This is a genomic window from Desulfothermus okinawensis JCM 13304 (assembly GCF_054654515.1).
Window position 1 is genome coordinate 12186 of the sequence record NZ_BAAIEW010000025.1, and the last position, 19214, is coordinate 31399.

Genomic DNA, 19214 nt, shown 5'->3' on the forward strand with positions numbered 1-19214 from the left:
TTAATCCAGGTTTACCACTTTGATAAGCCTGGATTAAGATGGACATGATAAATTAACAGTGTTATGCAGTGAAAGTTTAGTCTTTAATGCATAACAACAAACTAAAATACATTGAAAAATTGCATACTAAAATTTGTTATGAGAAATAATTTTTTTAAACGGGGTAATGAATGGGTTAGAATAGATTTGCACCTGCACACAAGAAATGACGGAGATAGATTTAAGTACAATGGGAGTGATTTTGTAACTGATTATATTCATGCTTTAAAAAAAGTTGGAATAAAGATTGGGGCAATTACCAATCACAATAAGTTCGATTACAATGAATATATTCAGTTGAGACAGGAGGCAGAGAAGAACGATATCTGGCTTTTACCTGGTGTAGAATTAGAGATTTCAGACGGCGGAAGGGGTATGCATGTTCTTGTTGTTTTTGATGATAATGCGTTAAAAGAGGAAAAGAATTTTATCAATAATTTTATAATGAGACAATTTGATCTTCAAACAGGCAAAGCAAACAAGAAACTTGAAGATATATTAACTGACTTAAATGAATTAAAAAAGGACTATATATTAATTTTTGCCCATGTGAGTAGTGACAAAGGTTTTTTAAAAGAATTAAAACCAGCAAATTATAATAATTGGATAGAGAAGGGATATTTCAGAAACATCATTTTGGGCCTGCAGGACATAAATAACTCTTTGCAAGTAAGCTTTGAAAATGAAATAAGAAAAATTTATAAGGATAACTGGAGAAAATATAAACCTGCATATGTTTCATTCATTGATCCTGGATCTATTGATGATATTATAAATAAAGATAAAAAGACCTATATTAAAATAGGAGCATTTAATTTTTCTGCCCTTAAGTTTTCTTTTTTAAATCATGAATTGCGTATCAGTAATGAGATTCCTAACCTTGCACATCCAAGAATAATTTCTCTTAAAATTAAAGATGGAGAATTTATAGAAGAAAAGGTTTTTAATTTTAATCCATGTTTAAATACGCTTATTGGAGTTCGGGGGAGTGGAAAATCTTCGGTGATAGAACTATTGCGATGGATAGTCGGTAAAGAACCTCTTTATGATTCTGATGAGAAGTATAAAAATAGTCTTGTTCAACATGCACTTGGAAATAGTGGTGAAGTTATACTAAAATTCAGGACTAAGGATGGTTTTTTCTATACAATCAAAAAGGGTTATGTGGATTTTTATCCTATAGTGTTAGATCAAGATGGTAATAAAGTAAACATTAAAGATATAAAAGCTCTTTTTGATTTTCTTTATTTTGGTCAGAAAGACCTATCAAGAATAGCTGAACAAACTACAAAACAATTAATATTGATTGATAGTTTTATTGAAGATAAACTATATAGTCTCAAATCAAAGGAGAATAATTTAAAAAATACAATTAGGGAAATATCTAAGGAGATAAAAAAATTAGAGGATGAAAAAGTAAGGATTGAAGACATAGAAAATGAGCTTCTTGTTTTAAAAGAAAAAATAAAGATATTTAGAGAAAAAGGTGTTGATAATCTATTAAGAGAACAAATAAATTTTCAGAAAGAGAAAGAAAAGTTTAACTTTGTCTTATCTGCAATAAAAGAACAAAAGATAGAGATAAAGACATTAAGAAATTCTATTGAGCAGTCCTTTAATATGTTATTAGAATATGAATTTGGATTTTATGGTGAAATATTCAAGAATAAATTGATAAAATTAAAAAATGATCTTTTAGAAGAATTTTTACAAATAGAAAAGCTCTTTTATGATTTTGATAGGTCAATAGGAGAAGAACAGGAAAATGCTAAAAAGAAAGAAGAAGAACTAAAGGATAAATTAAGCAAATTAAAAAAAGAGATAGACAGTAACCTTGATGCCAATTTTTATATAAATACTTCGAAGAAAATACAGCAGTTAGAGATAAAAATCAAAGAAATAAAAACAAGAAAGGGCAAATTAGAAAATATGCAAAAGCATCTTGAAGAAAATATTAGAGAGTTGAATGAATTACATAGAAGGATAAGTCAAGAAAGAAATAAATTTGCAAAAACCATTCAAGAAAAAATAAATTTCCTGAAAGTAAAGATTGAATATAGAGGCGATACAGAGGTATTTTGTAACTCTCTGGAGAGCCTTTTAAAAGGAAGTAACGTTAGAAGGAACAAGATTAAAAAAATTGTAGAAACTTTTTCTGATGGATATTCTCTTTATAAATCTACAAAAATAAAGGATAATAGGCTAATTGAATTGTTAGGGGAAAATGATTTTTATAAATTAAAAGAAAAGATTCTGGAAAAGCCCGATTTATTTATTGTAGAGACTGCCCCTGACAAGGTTATTATAGAGTATAAATTAAATCACAATGAATATAAACCTCTTGAAAAACTCTCTATTGGCCAGAGGGCTGCTGCTGTTCTAGCAATAATATTACTGTATCAGAATAAACCAGTGATCATTGACCAACCAGAAGATGACATTGACAATAGTACTATTTATGAGGGTATTATTAAAACTATATTAGAAAGAAAGAATGAAATTCAATTTATTTTTGCAACACATAACTCGAATATAGTGGTTCTAGGAGATAGTGACAATGTTTTTGTATGTAAAAATGAAAACGAAAAATTAATGTTAAATAATGGAAGTGTGGATAGTGAAAAAGTACAGGAGGAAATTATAGATATTATGGAAGGCGGTAAAGAAGCTTTTGAAAAAAGAGGGGTAATATACAAAATTTGGAGATAGTTGCATGGAAGAATTAACCTGCGAAGACATTTTTGTTATTATTTCAAGGGGAGAAGATTATAATAACCAGTTTAAATTAAACTTTGAGAGCATAGATAAACTTGCATCGGAGATAGTGGCCTTTTTAAATAGCGACGGTGGTAGAATCTTTGTTGGTGTTACTAATTCAGGAAAAATTGTTGGACTTACTGGTTCTCAGATTGATAGTTTAAATCAATGGATAAGTAATGCATGTAGAAACAAAATATATCCTGCATCTGTTGTAAAAACTCAGACAATAAATTGTGAAGGTGGAAATATTTTAATAATTAATGTCCCCAGGGGAGAAAATAAGCCCTATGCCCTTAATAAGACAGATGTGTGGATTAAGGTGGGTAGCGACAAAAGAAAAGCTACAATAGAAGATATCTCAAGACTCTTGCAAGAATCAGGACGACTAAGGGCAGAAGAAAATGAAGTTGATTTAGATGTTAATGAAACTAACTTGAATATAGAATATTTTATCAAGTGGTTTAGAGAATCAAAAGAATATGAGTTTAATTTTGAAAAAGGAGATATAAAAACCCTTTTTAATAATTGGAAATTGGCAAAGGGTACCAAATTTACCCTTGCTGGCCTTCTTTTGTTTGGTAAGAGTCCAGAATTTATAAAACCTCAATTTATTGTGAAAACAGTGTATTGGGAAGATGAGGATAATTTTAAAGATAAGGAAGAGATTGCAGGAAATTTAATTGAACAATTTAAAAAATCTATGGACTTCCTCAGAAGAAATCTTAGAAAAATACAAAGGGGAAATGTTAATGCTCCATCAACAATGGAAATACCAGAAGAAGCATTGATGGAGGCCATATCTAACGCCATAGTACACAGAGACTATTTTATAGAAAGCCCTATTTATGTTGAGATATGGGATGATAGAGTGGAAGTGAGAAATCCAGGTAAACTCCCAAATACCTTGACTATTGAAGCAATTAAAAGCGGAATTCACAATGAAAGGAATCCAATCATTCTGAACTTTTTAGAAAAAGACAGAGATTTTAGATATAGTGGTATGGGAAGAGGAATACCAAGAATTATTAATAAATGTAATGAGTCTAGTGTAGATGTTGATTTTTATAATGATGTAGAAAAGTTGGAGTTTAAGGTTGTATTTAAAAGACCAGTGGGATAAGTATACCTTGAAATTTTAATGTACTAATATGCTACATTGATTTTTTGAGTTAATTCAAGGAGAGAAGCCATGGGGGATATAGGAAAGCTCCTTATTCAAATTGGGTCTGTTTTGATATTTATTGGGATAATCTTGGTTATTTTTTCCAAGTTTCCCATTGGAGGTAAATTCCTTCTTGGTAGGCTACCTGGAGATATTTATATTGATAAACCAGGATTTAAATTTTATTTTCCATGGGTTACATGTCTTTTGTTAAGTGTTTTGTTTTCATTGATATTCTACTTATTTAGAAAGTGAGTCTACTATGAAAGAAAAAAAGACAATTAGAAATATTTTTAAGTCAGATAAAGAGATTTTAAACATTGAAATCAATGGTTGGGTGAGAACAAGGAGGGATTCTAAGGGGTTCTCTTTTCTTGAGGTAAATGATGGCTCATGTCTCAAGAATTTACAGGTTGTAATTGATCATTCGGTAGTATCTGCAGGGGATTTGAAGAGGATGACCACGGGGTGTTCAGTAAAGATAGTGGGAGATGTGGTTGAATCTCCTGGAAAAAAACAGAAATGGGAAGTAGTGGGAAAAGAGGTCTATATTCTGGGGGAGGCTGATCCCCTTATCTATCCTTTGCAAAAGAAAAGACATTCAGATGAGTTTTTGAGACAAATAGCACATTTAAGGGTCAGGACAAATAAATATGGAGCAATCAATAGAATCAGATCCACTGCAGCTTATCTTATACACAAATTTCTCCAGGAGAAAGATTTTTTTTATATACATACACCTATTATTACCTCATCAGATTGTGAAGGGGCAGGGGAACTATTTCAGGTAATTAAAAAAGGAGAGAAAAAGGATACCTTTTTTAAAAAAGATGCATACTTAACAGTTTCAGGACAACTCACTGCAGAAGCTATCTGTCTTGGACTTGGAAGGGTTTACACCTTTGGGCCTACCTTTAGGGCAGAAGATTCAAATACACCAAGACATGCGGCAGAATTCTGGATGGTAGAGCCTGAGATGGCGTTTTTTGACCTGGATGATGATATTGATCTTGCTGAGGAACTTATAAAATACGTGGTTAAAGGAGTTCTGGAGACTCGATTAGATGACATTGAATTATTTTCAAGATTTTTAGACAAGGACTTAAAACCCAGACTTGAGAAGGTGATCTGTGAGCCCTTTAGGAGAATAGAATACAGTGAGGCCATATCTGTTTTAAGTGAGGCAGACAAAAGAGTTCACTTTCAGTTTCAACCCAAATGGGGTGAGGATTTGCAGACAGAACATGAGAAGTATTTAACTGAAATATATTTTAAAGGTCCTGTGGTTGTGTATAATTATCCAAAGGAGATAAAACCCTTTTATATGAGGCTAAATGACGATAATAAAACAGTTGCTGCAATGGATATCTTGCTGCCAAAGGTGGGAGAGGTAGTTGGGGGAAGTCAAAGGGAAGAGAGGCTTGATGTGCTTATTGAAAATATGAATAGACTGGGAATAAATAGAGATGATTATGAGTGGTATCTAGATTTAAGGCGTTATGGAACAGCTCCGCATTCTGGTTTTGGACTTGGATTTGATAGGCTTGTTATGTTTTTGACATCAGTATCAAACATAAGGGATGTGATCCCCTTTCCAAGGACCCCTGGGACGCTCAATTTTTAATTTAAACTAATTGGAGATTAGTATGTTAAAAGATAAATTTGATTTAATTTGGACAAGAGAGATAAAGGAGTTAAATTCAATTGCAAATTTTTATAGATATAAAAAAAATGGTGCAGAGATACTTTCCATTCAAAATGACGATGAAAATAAAGTCTTTGGAATTGCTTTTAGGACTCCCCCCAGGGATTCAACAGGTGTTGCCCATATTTTAGAACATTCAGTTCTTTGTGGATCTAAGAAATATCCAGTTAAAGAGCCTTTTGTTGAGCTTTTAAAGGGTTCTATGCAAACATTTTTAAATGCACTAACATTTCCAGACAAAACTGTATATCCTGTAGCCTCCCAAAATGAAAAGGATTTCTATAACCTGGTAGATGTGTACTTAGATGCTGTTTTTAATCCACTCCTAACAAAGGAAATATTTCTGCAGGAAGGATGGCACTTAGAGGTAGAAGGAGAGGATTTAAACAAGGCAAAAATAGTTGGTGTTGTTTACAATGAGATGAAAGGGGCATATTCATCCCCTGATTCCATGTTAATGGAATATTCCCAACAAACCCTATTTCCAATGACCCCCTATGGTTTTGACTCTGGGGGACATCCAGATGAAATTGTAAATCTAACATACGAAGATTTTATCCAGTTCCACAAGACCTATTATCATCCCTCCAACTCAAGGATATTTTTTTGGGGCAATGACCCTGAGGAAGAAAGACTCAAAATTCTAGATGAGTATTTGACAAATTTTGACGAAAAAAAGATATCTTCCACTATTTCCTTGCAAAATAAATTTACCCATCCCAGGGAGTTTGAGTATTTCTATCCTGCTTCTGATGGATCAAAGTCATTTATCACCTTTAACTGGCTCGTTGATGAGACTTCTCTTTTATATATCAACTTTGGGATGCAGATACTTGAGTATTTGCTCATCAATATGGATTCATCTGTACTTAAAAAAAATCTAATAGAATCTGGTCTTGGAGAAGGGCTGTGTGGTGTTGGACTGGAAGAAGGCTTAAGGCAGATGTATTTTTCAACAGGGCTCAAAGGTATTGATGGTAAAGATTTTAAAAAAGTGTGGAGTATAGTAAACAAGACACTGGAAGATACATATAAAAACAATTTTTCAGAAGACTTAGTAGATGCTGCTATAAATAGTTTTGAATTTGATTTAAGGGAACTAAATACTGGTAACTATCCAAGGGGACTTGTAGTAATGTTTAAGGTATTAGCCACATGGCTATACGAAGAAGATCCCCTTCTAACCCTTTGTTTTGAAAAACCTTTGAACTTAATTAAGCAAAATATTGCTCAAGGTGAGAGGATATTTGAGGAATTAGTTGCAAAATACTTTTTAAATAATACCCACAGGACAACTGTAAAATTACTTCCCAAACAGGAGCTTGCAAAAGAGTTGGCCATACAGGAACAAAAGAGGGTTGAGAGGATTCTATCTAATATACAAGACAAAAAGGTTTTACTGGACGATTTAAACAGATTAAAAGATTATCAGAAAAAGGAAGACAGAAAAGAAGATTTATCGAAGATTCCTCATATTAAGATAAAGGATATTCACAGGGAAGAAAAAGAAATCCCAACAACTGTATCTAAGACCCAATATGGGGATGTTTTATTACACGATATAAATACCAATAATATCTTATATGTTGACATAGCTTTTGACCTAAAATCAGTTCCCCAAAAATATCTTGGATATGTTAATCTAATTGGTCGTGCACTAGCTGAAATGGGCACAAAAAAACACGACTATGTATCTCTGGATAAACTCATACAGGCAAAGACAGGAGGTATTCATCACGAGACCTTTGTATCAAGGGATGTAGAAGGAGAAAGTGTTGGATATCTATTTATTAGATCAAAGGTCCTTAAAAACAATATATCTGATCTGTTTGCTATTTTAACAGAAATTTTTACCCAACCCTCCCTTGGTAATAAAGAGAGATTTTTGCAGATTTTGATGCAGGAAAAGGCAAAATTAGAAACTATGCTCATACCAGCAGGTCATATGGTTGTTTCCACAAGGCTCAAGGCCAAATTGGACCTAAGTGGTTGGATAAATGAACAAATAGGTGGTGTAAGTTATTTGTTGTTTTTAAGATACTTGATAAATAGGGTCCAGAATAATTTTGATGGGGTATTAAATGATCTAGAAGAAACATTTAAGTGTCTATACCATTCATCTAATATAATTTTTAATTTAACAGGTGATGGAGACCTTATATCTAGGGCAGATTCCCATATAAATCAATTGGGTAGAGAAATTTCTACTACTAATAAATATATTCACAAGATGATATACCAGACTGTGGAGGGAAATGAGGGTATGGTCTTGCCTGCAGAGGTAAATTATGTTGGCAAGGGAATGAATTTAAAGGATGTGGGATATGAATTTAAGGGATCTCACCTGGTTGTATCACGCTATCTTAGAAATACATATATCTGGAACAAAGTGAGGGTGGAAGGTGGTGCATATGGAGGTTTTATAAGTCTGGATAGGTTCTCAAAAATACTTAATTTTGTTTCATACAGGGATCCAAATTGTTTGAACACATTAAAAGTATACGATGAAACTGCCAATTATTTAAAGAAAATAGAAATTGATGATTCAGAGATTGAAAAGGCAATTATTGGCACCATGTCAGATATTGATGCATATAGACTTCCAGATGCCAAAGGGCTTGTTGCATTGATGAGATATATTGTGGGTGATAGTGTAGATAGAAGACAAAAAATAAGGGATGAAGTTCTATCATGCAAAAAATCTGACTTTAAGTCCTTTGCAGAGTATATATCGCATCTAAAAGAAAGGGGCGTGGTTGTGGTTATGGGGAATGAAAATAAGATAAAAGAGGCTGTGGATAGTGGTTTAACTATGCAAAATATTTGGAATATTATGGAATAAAATTTTATAAATAGCCCTTGACTTTTGTCACCTCCCTTTTATTTCTAATATTAGAAAGAGCAAGAAAACCTATAAAAGGAGGTGATGGGATATGTTAGGATTAAGGTTTCTGCCAGCACTGAGGAAGGAGAACGACGTAGCAAAGACAGAATCTATCTTTGATCTTATGGAGAATCTGTGGAGGGATCCCTTTAATTTCTCTCTATTTAGAGATGTAACATATCCCGCTGTGAACATTAGTGAAAACGAAAAGGAGGTCAAGGTCAGGGCAGAGCTACCGGGTCTTGATCCAAAGGATGTAGAACTGACAATTCAAAATAACACATTGATTTTAAAGGGAGAAAAGAAATTAGAAGAAGAGGAGAAAAAGGACAATTTCCACAGGATTGAGTGCAGCTATGGTTCATTCTATAGGTCCATACCATTACCCACAGAGATTGACGAATCCAAGGTCTCTGCAAAATTTAAAAATGGTGTGCTGGAAATCAGACTACCCAAAAAAGAAGAGGCAAGGGGCAAGAAGATCCCCATTGAGTCATAGTGAATGGATATTAAAAAGGCAGAGGAATAATTCCTCTGCCTTTTTGTTTTTTGTTATATTTCTTTTTTTCCTTTTACTTTCATTTTAAGCCAATTTAGCCAATCATCAAATCCTTCTCCTGTTTTGGCAGAAACCATGAATATCTCAATATCTTTATTTAAGGATTTGACTACGTTTTTTACTTTTTCCACATCAAAATCAAGATAGGGAAGTAGGTCAATCTTATTTAAGAGCAGTACCCTGGCCTCTGAGAAGAGCAAGGGATACTTCTCTGGCTTGTCATCGCCTTCTGGGATACTTAAGAGTGCTATTTTATAGTCTTCTCCAACCTTGAACTCAGCAGGACAGACCAGATTTCCAACATTTTCAACAAAAAGGATGTCGAGTCCATCAATGTCCATCTTTTCTGTTGCTGCATAGATCATTTTGCTGTCTAAATGGCATGCACCTTCTGTGTTTATTTGAACAGTCTGAACTCCTGTCTTTGCAATCTTTTCAGCATCTGTAGTGGTCTGGATATCCCCTTCTATAACCCCCATGGAAAACTCTTCCTTTAAAGCTGATAAGGTTCTTACCAGTAAGGTGGTTTTTCCAGCTCCAGGGGAACTGATTAAGTTGAGTACAAGGGTATTGTTTTTGTCGAATTTTTGCTTTAGTTCACTGGCTTTTTCCTCGTTTATTTCCAAGATTTTCCTAATTACTGGAATTTTCATGCTTCTTACTCCTTTTATTCTGCTTCAATATATTCAATTAAAAGCTCTTTCCCAGAGATTATTTGGTGTCCAACTTCAGCTCCACATTTTGGGCATGGGGCCTGTATTATTGAACCTATAAATTCCTGGTCTTGTGGTAAAAAAACATGGGAACAGCCTGAACACTTGAGTTTAATTGGCACTGTTTCTATCTCCAACATGGCACCAGGCCATGGGGTGTCCTGGAGTAATATATCAAAACACACCTGTAGTGCCTCTGGTACAATTGCATTTAATTTACCTGTCCTGATCTTGACCTTCAGGAGAATTTTCATGTTATTTTTTGACATCTCCTGTTTAACTATATCCATAATCCCCTGAGCAATGGACATCTCATGCATTAAACTATAAGCTCCCTAAGGTAATAAAGTTATATGGCAAACACACCATCCTGGTAGATTACCCTTTTACCTCCGCCCCTTAAGTGGGCTGTTACCTTTTTCTGTTCAGTGTTCACTAGGTCCCAGTGGAGGGCAGAGTCGTTAAATCCCAACTCCTCTTTCAAATCTCTGGTTAATTTTTCTCCTCCATGGACATATGTTTCAGCATATGAAGCGCCAAGTGCAATGTGACAATTGCCCTGTTTCCCTCCAAAATTTTCGTCATAAAGGGTGTGTGCCATGAACCTATCTATCCTTGAAAATCTCTTGTCAGTTAATGAGAATTCTCCAATTTTACATGCATTGTCATCTACATGGATCTGTTTTTCCACAAAAAGTTCCCCTTCTTGTGCAGTGAATTTAACAACCCTACCTTCATTAAATTCTAACTTAAGCCCTTTTATCAGGTTCCCAGATCTAAATGAAGGTTGGTCCATGTAAAAAACACCTTTTGTGCCCCGCCAATCTGGAGAGGTGAAGATCTCAAAGCTGGGGATATTGTGTCCTGATATTCCAATCCATCTCCTGTCTTTACCAGGAGTTACATATAAATCGCACCTTTCAGATTCAAGGTGTAGGGTATCTATTTCAAGGGAATTTAGAAATTCCTTTATGTGTTTTGCATTTTCAAATATTTCCTGCCATTTTTTTTCTGGCTCTTCATAATCTAAATAGCATGCCTTAATGATTTGGTCTGTATATTCAGAGATGCTAAGGCCTGCATTTTTAGCGAGCTCATCTGTTGGCATTAAACACAGGGTCCATGAAAAAAGGCCTTTATTTTCCCTCTCATCTAAAATGTCCCTTAAGAACTTTCTAGATATAAGGGACCTCCCAATTTTCCCTGGATCAACGTCTTTTAAATGGGTAAGGGACTCTGGTGCCAGAATAGAGATAAGGCCATTTAAATTGCTGAAGAGTTCTTTTTCTCCAGGTGGTATAAAAGATATTTGATCCTCATCACCAATTAAATAGAAGGAATATTCCATTGAAGGAGAGAGGGTTATCCTCTGGATAGGATACATCTTTCTTTTTAATACCTCACTAAATACAACGCTCGCAAGCTCCCTTCCAGGCAGGTCGTATCTAACTAAAATTATGTCTTCTTTGGAGAATTTATCCAGTCTTGCTGTCTCAAGCCCCCAAAACAGCACCCTTGCATATCTTTTGAGAAGGTCTTTGTTAAGCATCTAAATACCCCTTTTAACCCAAGTTTATAAAACTTTGGTTAAGTTTACAGTAATTTCCCAAGAGCCAAATGTTATAGATATCTAGCTAGATTTGCAAGAAGAAATAAAGTCCAGGATAGTTAATTTTTTCTATTGTTATTTAGATGGGAAAATTTCTTTTTTATAGTCTCCCAGTTCAGGTATTACATTCCTCACACCCCCTATGGGATTGGGGACATCGTTTAGATAACGGGGGATAATGTGGATATGCAGGTGATCAATTGTCTGTCCTGCAACTTCTCCTTCATTAATACCAATATTATAACCTTCTATTCTTGAATTTTTGTTAAGTTTTTTTAGCATATTATTGTAAAAGAAGTTGGCTTTTTTATCTTTGGAGTTTTTTATTAATTCAATGTATAGTCCTTTTAAATCTTTTTGCTCAATCAATTTTTTCACAATTATCAGGATATTAAATAGTTCCCTCCATTCATTGGTAGTTAAATCAAACATAGAAGGTATATGTCTTTTAGGAACAACAAGTGCGTGTCCTGGAGACACTGGATAGCTATCAAATATGGCGTATAGATTGATTCCAGAATAGATTAAATGAGTTTTAAGAAAATTTTTTGAATTACAAAAAATGCATCCTTGATCCATATCTTTACCTGCTTAAAAACTTATTGTAAATTAACTTTAATTTATTTATCCTTCCATGACATGGACAGTTCATCAGTAAAAATAGTCTTTGAAGAAGAAATATCCACTGGTAAAATAGTTGTATCCCCACGTCCTGTATGGAAATGTGTCTCATGTCCCATGCATGGGGCCCGGCCAACATGTCCTCCCTTTGTTCCTTCGTGGAAAGAGGCGAGAAATTGGGTTAAAAGTTATAGTACAGCAATTTTAATAAAATTTTTAGTAAGTAGAGAAAATTTTGAACAGGATAAAAGAAATATTATCCATTACCTTTTACATAGGGAAAAAGAACTATTTTCCATGGGTAATCCTTATAGCTTTTCTCTGTTTCCTGGGAGTTGCAACTTGTGTGTAAACTGTGCGTTTGAAATTAATCAAAGATGTTTAATGCCCGGGAAAATCAGGCCTTCAGTGGATGCAATTGGTATTGAACTTGCGTCTATTACATCCATTGATTTTACAGAAAGTGTCTTATATTCACTTATCTTTAAATCATAGCTATAAAGATAAAATTAAACCAGCTCAACTTCTTCTGCTATATCCGAGATCGCAGATATTGCGATTTGCAAGAATTCACTCAATTCAAGGCCTAGTTTTTCGCATTCCATTATCCTTTCCCTGGATACATTTGCTGCAAAGCTTTTATCTTTCATCTTTTTCTTTAAGCTCTTAACCTTCATTCCCTTCATCTTTGTTGGTCTAACTAAGGCATTGGCCCTGATTAGTCCTGTTACAGTTTCTCCACATCTTAGCCCAAAATCCATTTTTGTCTCAGGTTGTACCCCGGTGTATTCCATGTTATGGGCAGCAATGGCATGTAACGCATCCCCAGGGAGTTTGTCTTTTAAGATTTTTTCAGTTGCAATAAAACCGTGTTTTTCAGGGTTGTCTTTGGTTTGTTCATAATCAATATCGTGAAGTAGACCTGTAATTCCCCACAAATTTTCATCTTCAGAAAAGTGTTTGGCCAGTGCCTTCATTACAGCCTCTGTCTCTAGGGAATGGAATATTAAAGACTTTTCATGGATGTGATTGGTTAAAATTTTTAATGCTTCTCCTCTGTCCATATGGTCTCCTCCTGACCCAGAGTTATCAAAGTGATAAACCTGGCTATAAGTGTGTGAATTTAACTGAATCTATTTAGTAAGTTAAGTGTGCTTTCAAAATTTACAGGGGGACTAAAATAATATCCCTGTATTTGATCACAGCCCAAAATCCTTAATATATTCAGTTGGTCTTGAGTCTCTACCCCTTCGGCACATACCTTTTTGCCCAATGCCTTGCTCATTTCAATTATCGCCTTTACTATATTCTGGTCATCTATTGAAGAGGTTAGGTTATTGATAAAAGATTTATCTATCTTTACAAGGCCCACTGGAAGCCTTTTTAAAAAAGATAGTGAAGAATATCCTGTACCAAAGTCATCCAGGCAAATAGTTATATTGTTTTGTGATAGGATATTAAGCTGGTTTATTATTTCCACTTCATCTGTCATTACCATGGTCTCTGTGACCTCTACTTCAAAACTGCTAAGTGGAATATGGAATTCTCTAGATAATTTTTGAAAATACTCAAGCCAATTAATCTTGTTTATACAACACACAGATAGATTTATGGCACATTTTATTTTTTTCTTATGAAATTTTTTTAAAATTATGCTCATATCTTTTGCTATCTTTCTCGCCATATTTATAGTCATGGGGACTATTAGTTCTGTTTCTTCAGCAAGGGGGATGAACTGTGCTGGGGGAACTATAGAACCGTCAGGTTTAATCCATCTTACAAGGGCTTCAAAACCTTTAATTTTCCCAGAACTGGCATCTACTTTGGGTTGATAAAAGGGTACGAACTCCTGTGCTTCTATTGCCTTTTTCAACTCCTCTATAGTTGAGAATCTTTTTTGAGATCTTTCTAGAAAGTCTCTATTAAAATACATATAGTTACCTGGGCCTTTTTTTCTTGCAAGACTTAAAGCAGACTCTGCATATCTCAACAGGTCGTTTGCATCAGTTGCATCATCAGGATATATGCTGATTCCATAGGAGCAGGTCAGGTTTAATTTAATGCCTTCTAATACCACTTCGTAAGAATTCGACTTCATCTTGCGGATTGCCTCTTCAATATTTGACAGCTTATTGAATTTATAAATAATAGCAAAAGTATCTTCTCCTATCCTTGCAACGTGCTCTTTATCAAAGAGGTTGATAAGTCCTTTGCTTTTTGCTATTAATATTTGATCTCCCAGGGTATATGAATAAATTTCATTTAGTTGTCTAAAGTCATCAATATCTGCAATAATTATACAAAACCTCTCCTTTTCTTTTTTTTCTGTTAACTCCCTTATCTTGGTTACAAAGAACTCTCTGTTCATAAGACCAGTTAATGGATCGTAAAAACGAAAAAATTTTGATTCCTCCTCTATTCTTTTCTGGGTTGTTAGATCGTAAAATACAGATACATAATTAATAGTTTTTCCATTTCTGTTTTTAATGGCATGTATTGATAATATTTCAGGATAAACTTCTTTATTTTTCCTCCTGTTCCATATTTCACCTTCCCACCACCCTTTTTTAGTTAAGTCCTCCCACATCTTCTTATAAAATTCAGGAGGATGTTTATTTGATTTAAGTATTCTGGGATTTTTGCCAATTGCCTCTTGTTTTGTATAACCTGTTATTTTAGTAAAGGCTGGATTTACATCAATTATAGTTCCTTCAGGATCGGTTATAACTACTCCCTCCAGTGCCTTGTTAAATATTATAGTGGCAAGTTGGAGTTTATATGACATATTCGATATATCTGTTATATCCTGGATTATCCCTATGACTGATTGGTCGTAATTAAGATCTGTAATGCAGGATATAAAATGCCTAAAAAAGACAAGATCTTTTTTAAATATTCTTTGAAATCCACAGGTGGTAAAATCTTTTTGATTAAATATATTTTCTTTTAAGAATTTCTTTTCATCCTCAGAGAAAAACTCTAAAAATCTTTCCTTGGGAATCCTATTTTTTTCAACTTTTATATTGAGAAGTGTTTTAATTCCCTCTGATAATTCTACTTCATTTGAATTTATATTCCAGAGCCAGCTTCCCATTTTTGCTACTTTTTCTGCCTGGATTAAAAGTTGATTTTTTAATGTTAATCTATTGTTCTTCTCAATAAATTCCGTGACATTATTCCCAACTACTATTAGTCCTTTGGGAGTTCCATTTTTGTGAAACAAAGGTATCTTAAGAAGTTCAAGGAAGACATCTTCCCCATTTGGCCTTTCAATCTTTTCTATTGTTTTTGTAATATGTCTATTTTCCCAGGATATTTTATCTGTTACTGTGCAATATTCAAATGTCTGTTTATGAAAAGGAGCGTATTCTATTAAATCCAGGTCTGTCTTTCCCCTGTAATCTATCTCAGTTAAACCAAAAAGTTCTAATGTATATTTATTTGCAAAAATCCATCTTCCATCTTTATCCTTAAAACACACCAAAACTGGATTGTGTTCCATCAACACTTTAAAGAAGTGTTCTATTTCCTGAAAGTTAAAATTATTTAATTGATCCATATTGATTCCCCAGATTTAAAATTTTTTTCGCCTTATAATATCAAAGATTACCCATGCTCCAAAAAAGGCTGAAAATAGATAGCCAATTAGTCCAATTAAAGGGTATCCAAATAAGAGTGGGGGAATTTTTGTTGTTATTATTATAGAAGATCCAAGTATCATTGCTGCAGTTAAAAGGGCAAGGGTCAACCTGTTTGTTATCCTATCCAATGTCTTTATTAGATTGTCCAATTTTTTGTGTTCAAACCCAATTGATAGCTTGTTTTGGTCCAGTTTATCTAAGAGTCTATCTATTTTTCTTGGATATTCTTTTAAAAGTAGGAATGAAGATATCCCCTTTTTAAATTCAAAGTACATGTTTGATGGAGACATCTTTGTTAACACTAACTTTTTTACATATGGTTTTAGTTCAGATATTACGTCAACCTCGGGATAGATGAGTCTACCTGATCCTTCACTTGTAACAAAGGCCTTGATTAACACTGCAACCTCAGGTCTGATTCGCATCTTGTGTCTGTGCAATATGGTGGTTATTTCCATCAGCATCTTTCCCAGGTGAATATCTTTTAATGCAAGGGAATAGTACTCATCAATAAAATCCTGAATTTCCATGGATAGGGTGATTAAGTCAGAGGTTTGGCTCTGGTAACACATATAGAGGACCACATCCATTACCTGTTCTATATCCTTTTTAACAACTCCTTCTACCAAGTCAATTAATTTAAATCTAATGGACTTAGATAGTCTTCCAGTCATGCCCCAATCAAGTAAAGAGATTCTATTGTCTTCTAATATAAAGATATTTCCAGGATGTGGGTCTGCATGGAAAAAACCGTGTTCAAAGATTTGTTTTATAAAAATATCAAGGAGTTGATGGGCTACTTTTTTTCTGGTATCAAAATCCATGTTGGAAATAGCTATTTTTAGGCTTTTCCCCTTTAATTTTTCCATTACAATGATTTCCCTGGTGCAATACTCTCCAAATATCTTTGGCAAATAAAATTTGTTGTCATCTCTAAAATTATGAGAAGCTATGTTGATATTTCTGACCTCTCTTTTAAAATCCAGTTCATTTAATATCATCTTTTTTATTTCTTGAACTATCTCTGGAAGGCTGTAGACCTTTAAAAGCTCTATTTTTTCATTGATTACATTTGCAATCTCTTCCAGGATTGCCAGATCTGTCTTTATTGTATTTTCAATGTTAGGCCGTTTGATTTTTATGGCAACATGGATATTTTCTTTTTTTAAAATAGCCCCATGGACCTGGGCAAGGGAACCTGCAGCAATTGGATCAGGACTTATATAAGAAAAGATTTCATCCACCTTATTTTGTAGGGTTTTTTCTATTTGAACAACAATTACGTGGAATGGCTCCCCTTCCACCATATCTTGAAGCTGACTTAGTTCATTTGCCAGTTCAACTGGTATTAAATCTGTTCTAAGGCTCAGGATCTGTCCAAATTTAACAAAAGTGGGACCAAGCTCTTCAAGTACCAGCCTAATCCTTTTATAGGTATCTTTTGGTATCTCTTTTGTTTTTTTAGGGGATATCTTGAATGGATATAAGGTTTGTAGTCTAGATACAATATCTTCAAATCCGTATTTTGCCAGGGTAAGTACTATTTTTTTATATCTATTTATTTTTGAGAAAGAAAATATATCCACAATATTTTAGAAAAGGGGGGCTTTAAAGACGCCCCCTCTAATTTTTATGCTTGACCTGATTTCATTTTATCCAAGTACTCATCCATGGTCCTGGCTGCAACACCGCTTAGCACTATAAGACCCACTAAGTTTGGAATTGCCATAAAGCCATTTAAGACATCTGATAATGTCCATACAAATGACAGTTTTGCAACTGCACCAATAAAGGCAGCTATTACAAAAAGTATCCTGTATGGAATATTGGTCTTGGAGCCAAAAAGATATTCTGTGCATTGCTCACCATAATAGGACCATCCAAGGATTGTGGAATATCCAAATAGAGCTGAGCCAATAGTTACTATGTAAGCACCTGCAGTCCCCAGTGTGGAACTAAATGCAGAGATTGTAAGGGCTGTTGAAGTTTCTCCATTTGACCAAACCCCAGTCATAACAATTGCAAGGGCAGTAATTGAACATGTGACAATGGTATCAATAAAGGTACCAACCATTCCAACAAGTCCCTGCCTTGCAGGATCAGCGGTCTTTGCTGCAGCATGGGCCAAAGAACCAGTACCAAGACCTGCTTCATTTGAAAAGATTCCCCTTGCAACACCAAATTGAAGTGCCTTTGCAACAGTTGCCCCTGCAAATCCACCAACTGCAGCCTGACCAGTAAATGCACTCTTAAAAATAATTGCCAGGGCAGTGCCAATATTTCCAATGTTTAGAAGGATTACGAGAAGTCCACCAGAGATATAGATAATGGCCATAAAAGGAACAAAGAATTCTGTAACCTGTCCCAATCTCTGGATACCACCCAAGATTACTGCGGCTGTAAATACAGCCAAAATTATCCCAACAATATAGTTACTTGTTGTTACATTTTGTATATGAAAGAGCTTTGCAACTGATAGGGCTACACTGTTTGATTGAACCATACATCCAATACCAAATGCAGCAATCATACCTGAAAATGCAAAGGCAATGGCCAGGATTTTTCCAATGGGTTTTCCCAAAAATTGAGAAGCCCCATCCTCCAAATAGTAAAATGCACCACCAATCATAGTGCCATCTTCTGCCTTTCTGCGGTATTTGACACCTAAAAGTGCCTCTGTGGCCCTTGTGGCCATACCCACCAGGGCAGTGATCCACATCCAGAGAGCTGCACCAGGACCGCCTAAGGCAATTGCTGTTGCAACACCAGCTATGTTTCCATTACCCACTGTTGCAGCTAGGGTGGTCATCAATGCCTGAAAAGGGGTGATGTCCCCTTCACCCTTTGCCTTGGATTTAAAGGATGCACCTGTAAAGGCGAGTTTTAGGGCTAAACCCAGTTTTCTAAATTGAATGCCACGATATCTAATGGTAAGCAGGATACCTGTGAAAAATAAGGCAACCATCATGTACTTACCCCACATGAAACTGTCCAGGGCATTTAACAAATCCATCATAATAAGGTCCTCCTTAAATCTTGGTTAGAAATTTTTAACCTACAATACATATGGAACCCTAACATTATACCCTTTATAAATCACAAAGGTCTCAAGTGACTGGACCTCCTCTATTTTGCTCACTTCTTCTGCGTAAAATTCTTTGAGACCATATTTATCGTTGAATATGACAAATAACATGAGATCATACCTTCCAGTTACTACACTTACAGATACAACACCTCTAAGTCTGCTAAATTCTTCTCCTTTTTTGAACATGTCAGTGGTCTTTAATTTCACACCTATTATTACCAACTGGTGATTAGGTATTCCCTCAATATCAACCAGGCCTTCTATAGATAGCAGACCTGCATCCACCATTTTCTTAACCCTGGCCCTTACAGTATTTTCTGTAATGCCAAGTTTCTTAGCTATTTTCTTAAACGACTTTCTACCTTCCCTCAGCTCTTTTATAATTTCTAAATTTATTTCATCTACTTTTATGTTCATGATTTTTGACAATACT

The 19214-nt window shown here is 34.6% G+C and carries 16 protein-coding genes; 7 read left to right on the plus strand and 9 right to left on the minus strand.

Annotation, left to right across the window (positions count from 1 at the left end; genetic code table 11):
* Positions 1-138 precede the first annotated feature (138 nt).
* From ACYQ0O_RS10070 to ACYQ0O_RS10095, 6 genes are all read left to right on the plus strand, one after another.
* Positions 139-2748, plus strand: a complete 2610-nt coding sequence (locus ACYQ0O_RS10070) for a TrlF family AAA-like ATPase (RefSeq protein ID WP_459892671.1) — start codon at positions 139-141, stop codon at positions 2746-2748.
* 4 nt (positions 2749-2752) lie between these two features.
* Positions 2753-3919 carry an RNA/DNA-binding domain-containing protein gene (locus ACYQ0O_RS10075; protein WP_459892673.1) on the plus strand — a complete coding sequence of 389 codons (1167 nt, stop codon included), beginning with the start codon at positions 2753-2755 and terminating at the stop codon, positions 3917-3919.
* Between the two features lie 69 nt (positions 3920-3988).
* Positions 3989-4216: a DUF2905 domain-containing protein gene (locus tag ACYQ0O_RS10080; RefSeq protein WP_075069181.1), complete on the plus strand. Its 228-nt coding sequence runs from the start codon at positions 3989-3991 to the stop codon at positions 4214-4216.
* Positions 4217-4223: 7 nt separating this feature from the next.
* Entirely contained in the window at positions 4224-5585 is a 1362-nt protein-coding gene (gene asnS, locus ACYQ0O_RS10085) for an asparagine--tRNA ligase (protein WP_459892676.1), read from the plus strand.
* A 22-nt stretch (positions 5586-5607) separates the two neighbouring features.
* On the plus strand, positions 5608-8508 hold the full coding sequence (locus ACYQ0O_RS10090) for an insulinase family protein (RefSeq protein ID WP_459892678.1): 2901 nt from the start codon (positions 5608-5610) through the stop codon (positions 8506-8508).
* A 91-nt stretch (positions 8509-8599) separates the two neighbouring features.
* A complete protein-coding gene (locus tag ACYQ0O_RS10095) occupies positions 8600-9049 on the plus strand; it encodes an Hsp20/alpha crystallin family protein (RefSeq protein ID WP_075069182.1) in 450 nt (149 codons plus the stop codon).
* 53 nt (positions 9050-9102) lie between these two features.
* Here ACYQ0O_RS10095 and hypB read toward each other — a convergent pair whose 3' ends face one another.
* The 4 genes from hypB to ACYQ0O_RS10115 all read right to left on the minus strand — a co-directional run bounded on the left by hypB (position 9103) and on the right by ACYQ0O_RS10115 (position 12010).
* On the minus strand, positions 9103-9762 hold the full coding sequence (hypB, locus tag ACYQ0O_RS10100; protein ID WP_459892680.1) for a hydrogenase nickel incorporation protein HypB: 660 nt from the start codon (positions 9760-9762) through the stop codon (positions 9103-9105).
* A gap of 14 nt (positions 9763-9776) precedes the next feature.
* The gene (locus ACYQ0O_RS10105) at positions 9777-10142 is read right to left on the minus strand and encodes a hydrogenase maturation nickel metallochaperone HypA/HybF (RefSeq protein WP_459892682.1); all 366 of its coding nucleotides are present in this window, start codon (positions 10140-10142) and stop codon (positions 9777-9779) included.
* Positions 10143-10171: 29 nt separating this feature from the next.
* Positions 10172-11371, minus strand: coding sequence for an aminopeptidase (locus tag ACYQ0O_RS10110; RefSeq protein ID WP_459892684.1), 1200 nt, complete (start codon positions 11369-11371; stop codon positions 10172-10174).
* 135 nt (positions 11372-11506) lie between these two features.
* Positions 11507-12010 carry an HIT family protein gene (locus ACYQ0O_RS10115; RefSeq protein ID WP_459892686.1) on the minus strand — a complete coding sequence of 168 codons (504 nt, stop codon included), beginning with the start codon at positions 12008-12010 and terminating at the stop codon, positions 11507-11509.
* Positions 12011-12070: 60 nt separating this feature from the next.
* On the opposite strand from ACYQ0O_RS10115, the gene ACYQ0O_RS10120 reads away from it, so the two are divergent.
* The gene (locus ACYQ0O_RS10120) at positions 12071-12547 is read left to right on the plus strand and encodes a DUF2284 domain-containing protein (RefSeq protein ID WP_075069205.1); all 477 of its coding nucleotides are present in this window, start codon (positions 12071-12073) and stop codon (positions 12545-12547) included.
* A gap of 14 nt (positions 12548-12561) precedes the next feature.
* Here the strand turns inward: ACYQ0O_RS10120 and ACYQ0O_RS10125 are convergent, their stop codons facing one another.
* The 5 genes from ACYQ0O_RS10125 to ACYQ0O_RS10145 are packed head-to-tail and all read right to left on the minus strand — an operon-like array spanning position 12562 to position 19198.
* Entirely contained in the window at positions 12562-13116 is a 555-nt protein-coding gene (locus ACYQ0O_RS10125) for an HD domain-containing protein (RefSeq protein ID WP_459892688.1), read from the minus strand.
* Between the two features lie 59 nt (positions 13117-13175).
* Positions 13176-15611, minus strand: coding sequence for a sensor domain-containing protein (locus ACYQ0O_RS10130; protein WP_459892690.1), 2436 nt, complete (start codon positions 15609-15611; stop codon positions 13176-13178).
* Positions 15612-15626: 15 nt separating this feature from the next.
* Complete coding sequence (locus tag ACYQ0O_RS10135) at positions 15627-17279, minus strand: ABC1 kinase family protein (protein ID WP_459892692.1); 1653 nt, start codon at positions 17277-17279, stop codon at positions 15627-15629.
* A gap of 44 nt (positions 17280-17323) precedes the next feature.
* Positions 17324-18709 carry an alanine/glycine:cation symporter family protein gene (locus ACYQ0O_RS10140; RefSeq protein ID WP_075069193.1) on the minus strand — a complete coding sequence of 462 codons (1386 nt, stop codon included), beginning with the start codon at positions 18707-18709 and terminating at the stop codon, positions 17324-17326.
* A 39-nt stretch (positions 18710-18748) separates the two neighbouring features.
* On the minus strand, positions 18749-19198 hold the full coding sequence (locus ACYQ0O_RS10145) for an Lrp/AsnC family transcriptional regulator (RefSeq protein WP_459892694.1): 450 nt from the start codon (positions 19196-19198) through the stop codon (positions 18749-18751).
* Between the last annotated feature and the right edge of the window lie 16 nt (positions 19199-19214).

What these genes read in the sequence shown, in the direction of transcription:
- ACYQ0O_RS10125 (WP_459892688.1), bottom strand. Translation starts at nt 13,116, where the DNA reads ATGGACAGAGGAGAAGCATTAAAAATTTTAACCAATCACATCCATGAA.
- ACYQ0O_RS10115 (WP_459892686.1), bottom strand. Translation starts at nt 12,010, where the DNA reads ATGGATCAAGGATGCATTTTTTGTAATTCAAAAAATTTTCTTAAAACT.
- ACYQ0O_RS10130 (WP_459892690.1), bottom strand. Translation starts at nt 15,611, where the DNA reads ATGGATCAATTAAATAATTTTAACTTTCAGGAAATAGAACACTTCTTT.
- asnS (WP_459892676.1), top strand. Translation starts at nt 4,224, where the DNA reads ATGAAAGAAAAAAAGACAATTAGAAATATTTTTAAGTCAGATAAAGAG.
- ACYQ0O_RS10070 (WP_459892671.1), top strand. Translation starts at nt 139, where the DNA reads ATGAGAAATAATTTTTTTAAACGGGGTAATGAATGGGTTAGAATAGAT.
- hypB (WP_459892680.1), bottom strand. Translation starts at nt 9,762, where the DNA reads ATGAAAATTCCAGTAATTAGGAAAATCTTGGAAATAAACGAGGAAAAA.
- ACYQ0O_RS10075 (WP_459892673.1), top strand. Translation starts at nt 2,753, where the DNA reads ATGGAAGAATTAACCTGCGAAGACATTTTTGTTATTATTTCAAGGGGA.
- ACYQ0O_RS10140 (WP_075069193.1), bottom strand. Translation starts at nt 18,709, where the DNA reads ATGATGGATTTGTTAAATGCCCTGGACAGTTTCATGTGGGGTAAGTAC.
- ACYQ0O_RS10110 (WP_459892684.1), bottom strand. Translation starts at nt 11,371, where the DNA reads ATGCTTAACAAAGACCTTCTCAAAAGATATGCAAGGGTGCTGTTTTGG.
- ACYQ0O_RS10090 (WP_459892678.1), top strand. Translation starts at nt 5,608, where the DNA reads ATGTTAAAAGATAAATTTGATTTAATTTGGACAAGAGAGATAAAGGAG.
- ACYQ0O_RS10120 (WP_075069205.1), top strand. Translation starts at nt 12,071, where the DNA reads ATGGACAGTTCATCAGTAAAAATAGTCTTTGAAGAAGAAATATCCACT.
- ACYQ0O_RS10095 (WP_075069182.1), top strand. Translation starts at nt 8,600, where the DNA reads ATGTTAGGATTAAGGTTTCTGCCAGCACTGAGGAAGGAGAACGACGTA.
- ACYQ0O_RS10105 (WP_459892682.1), bottom strand. Translation starts at nt 10,142, where the DNA reads ATGCATGAGATGTCCATTGCTCAGGGGATTATGGATATAGTTAAACAG.
- ACYQ0O_RS10145 (WP_459892694.1), bottom strand. Translation starts at nt 19,198, where the DNA reads ATGAACATAAAAGTAGATGAAATAAATTTAGAAATTATAAAAGAGCTG.
- ACYQ0O_RS10080 (WP_075069181.1), top strand. Translation starts at nt 3,989, where the DNA reads ATGGGGGATATAGGAAAGCTCCTTATTCAAATTGGGTCTGTTTTGATA.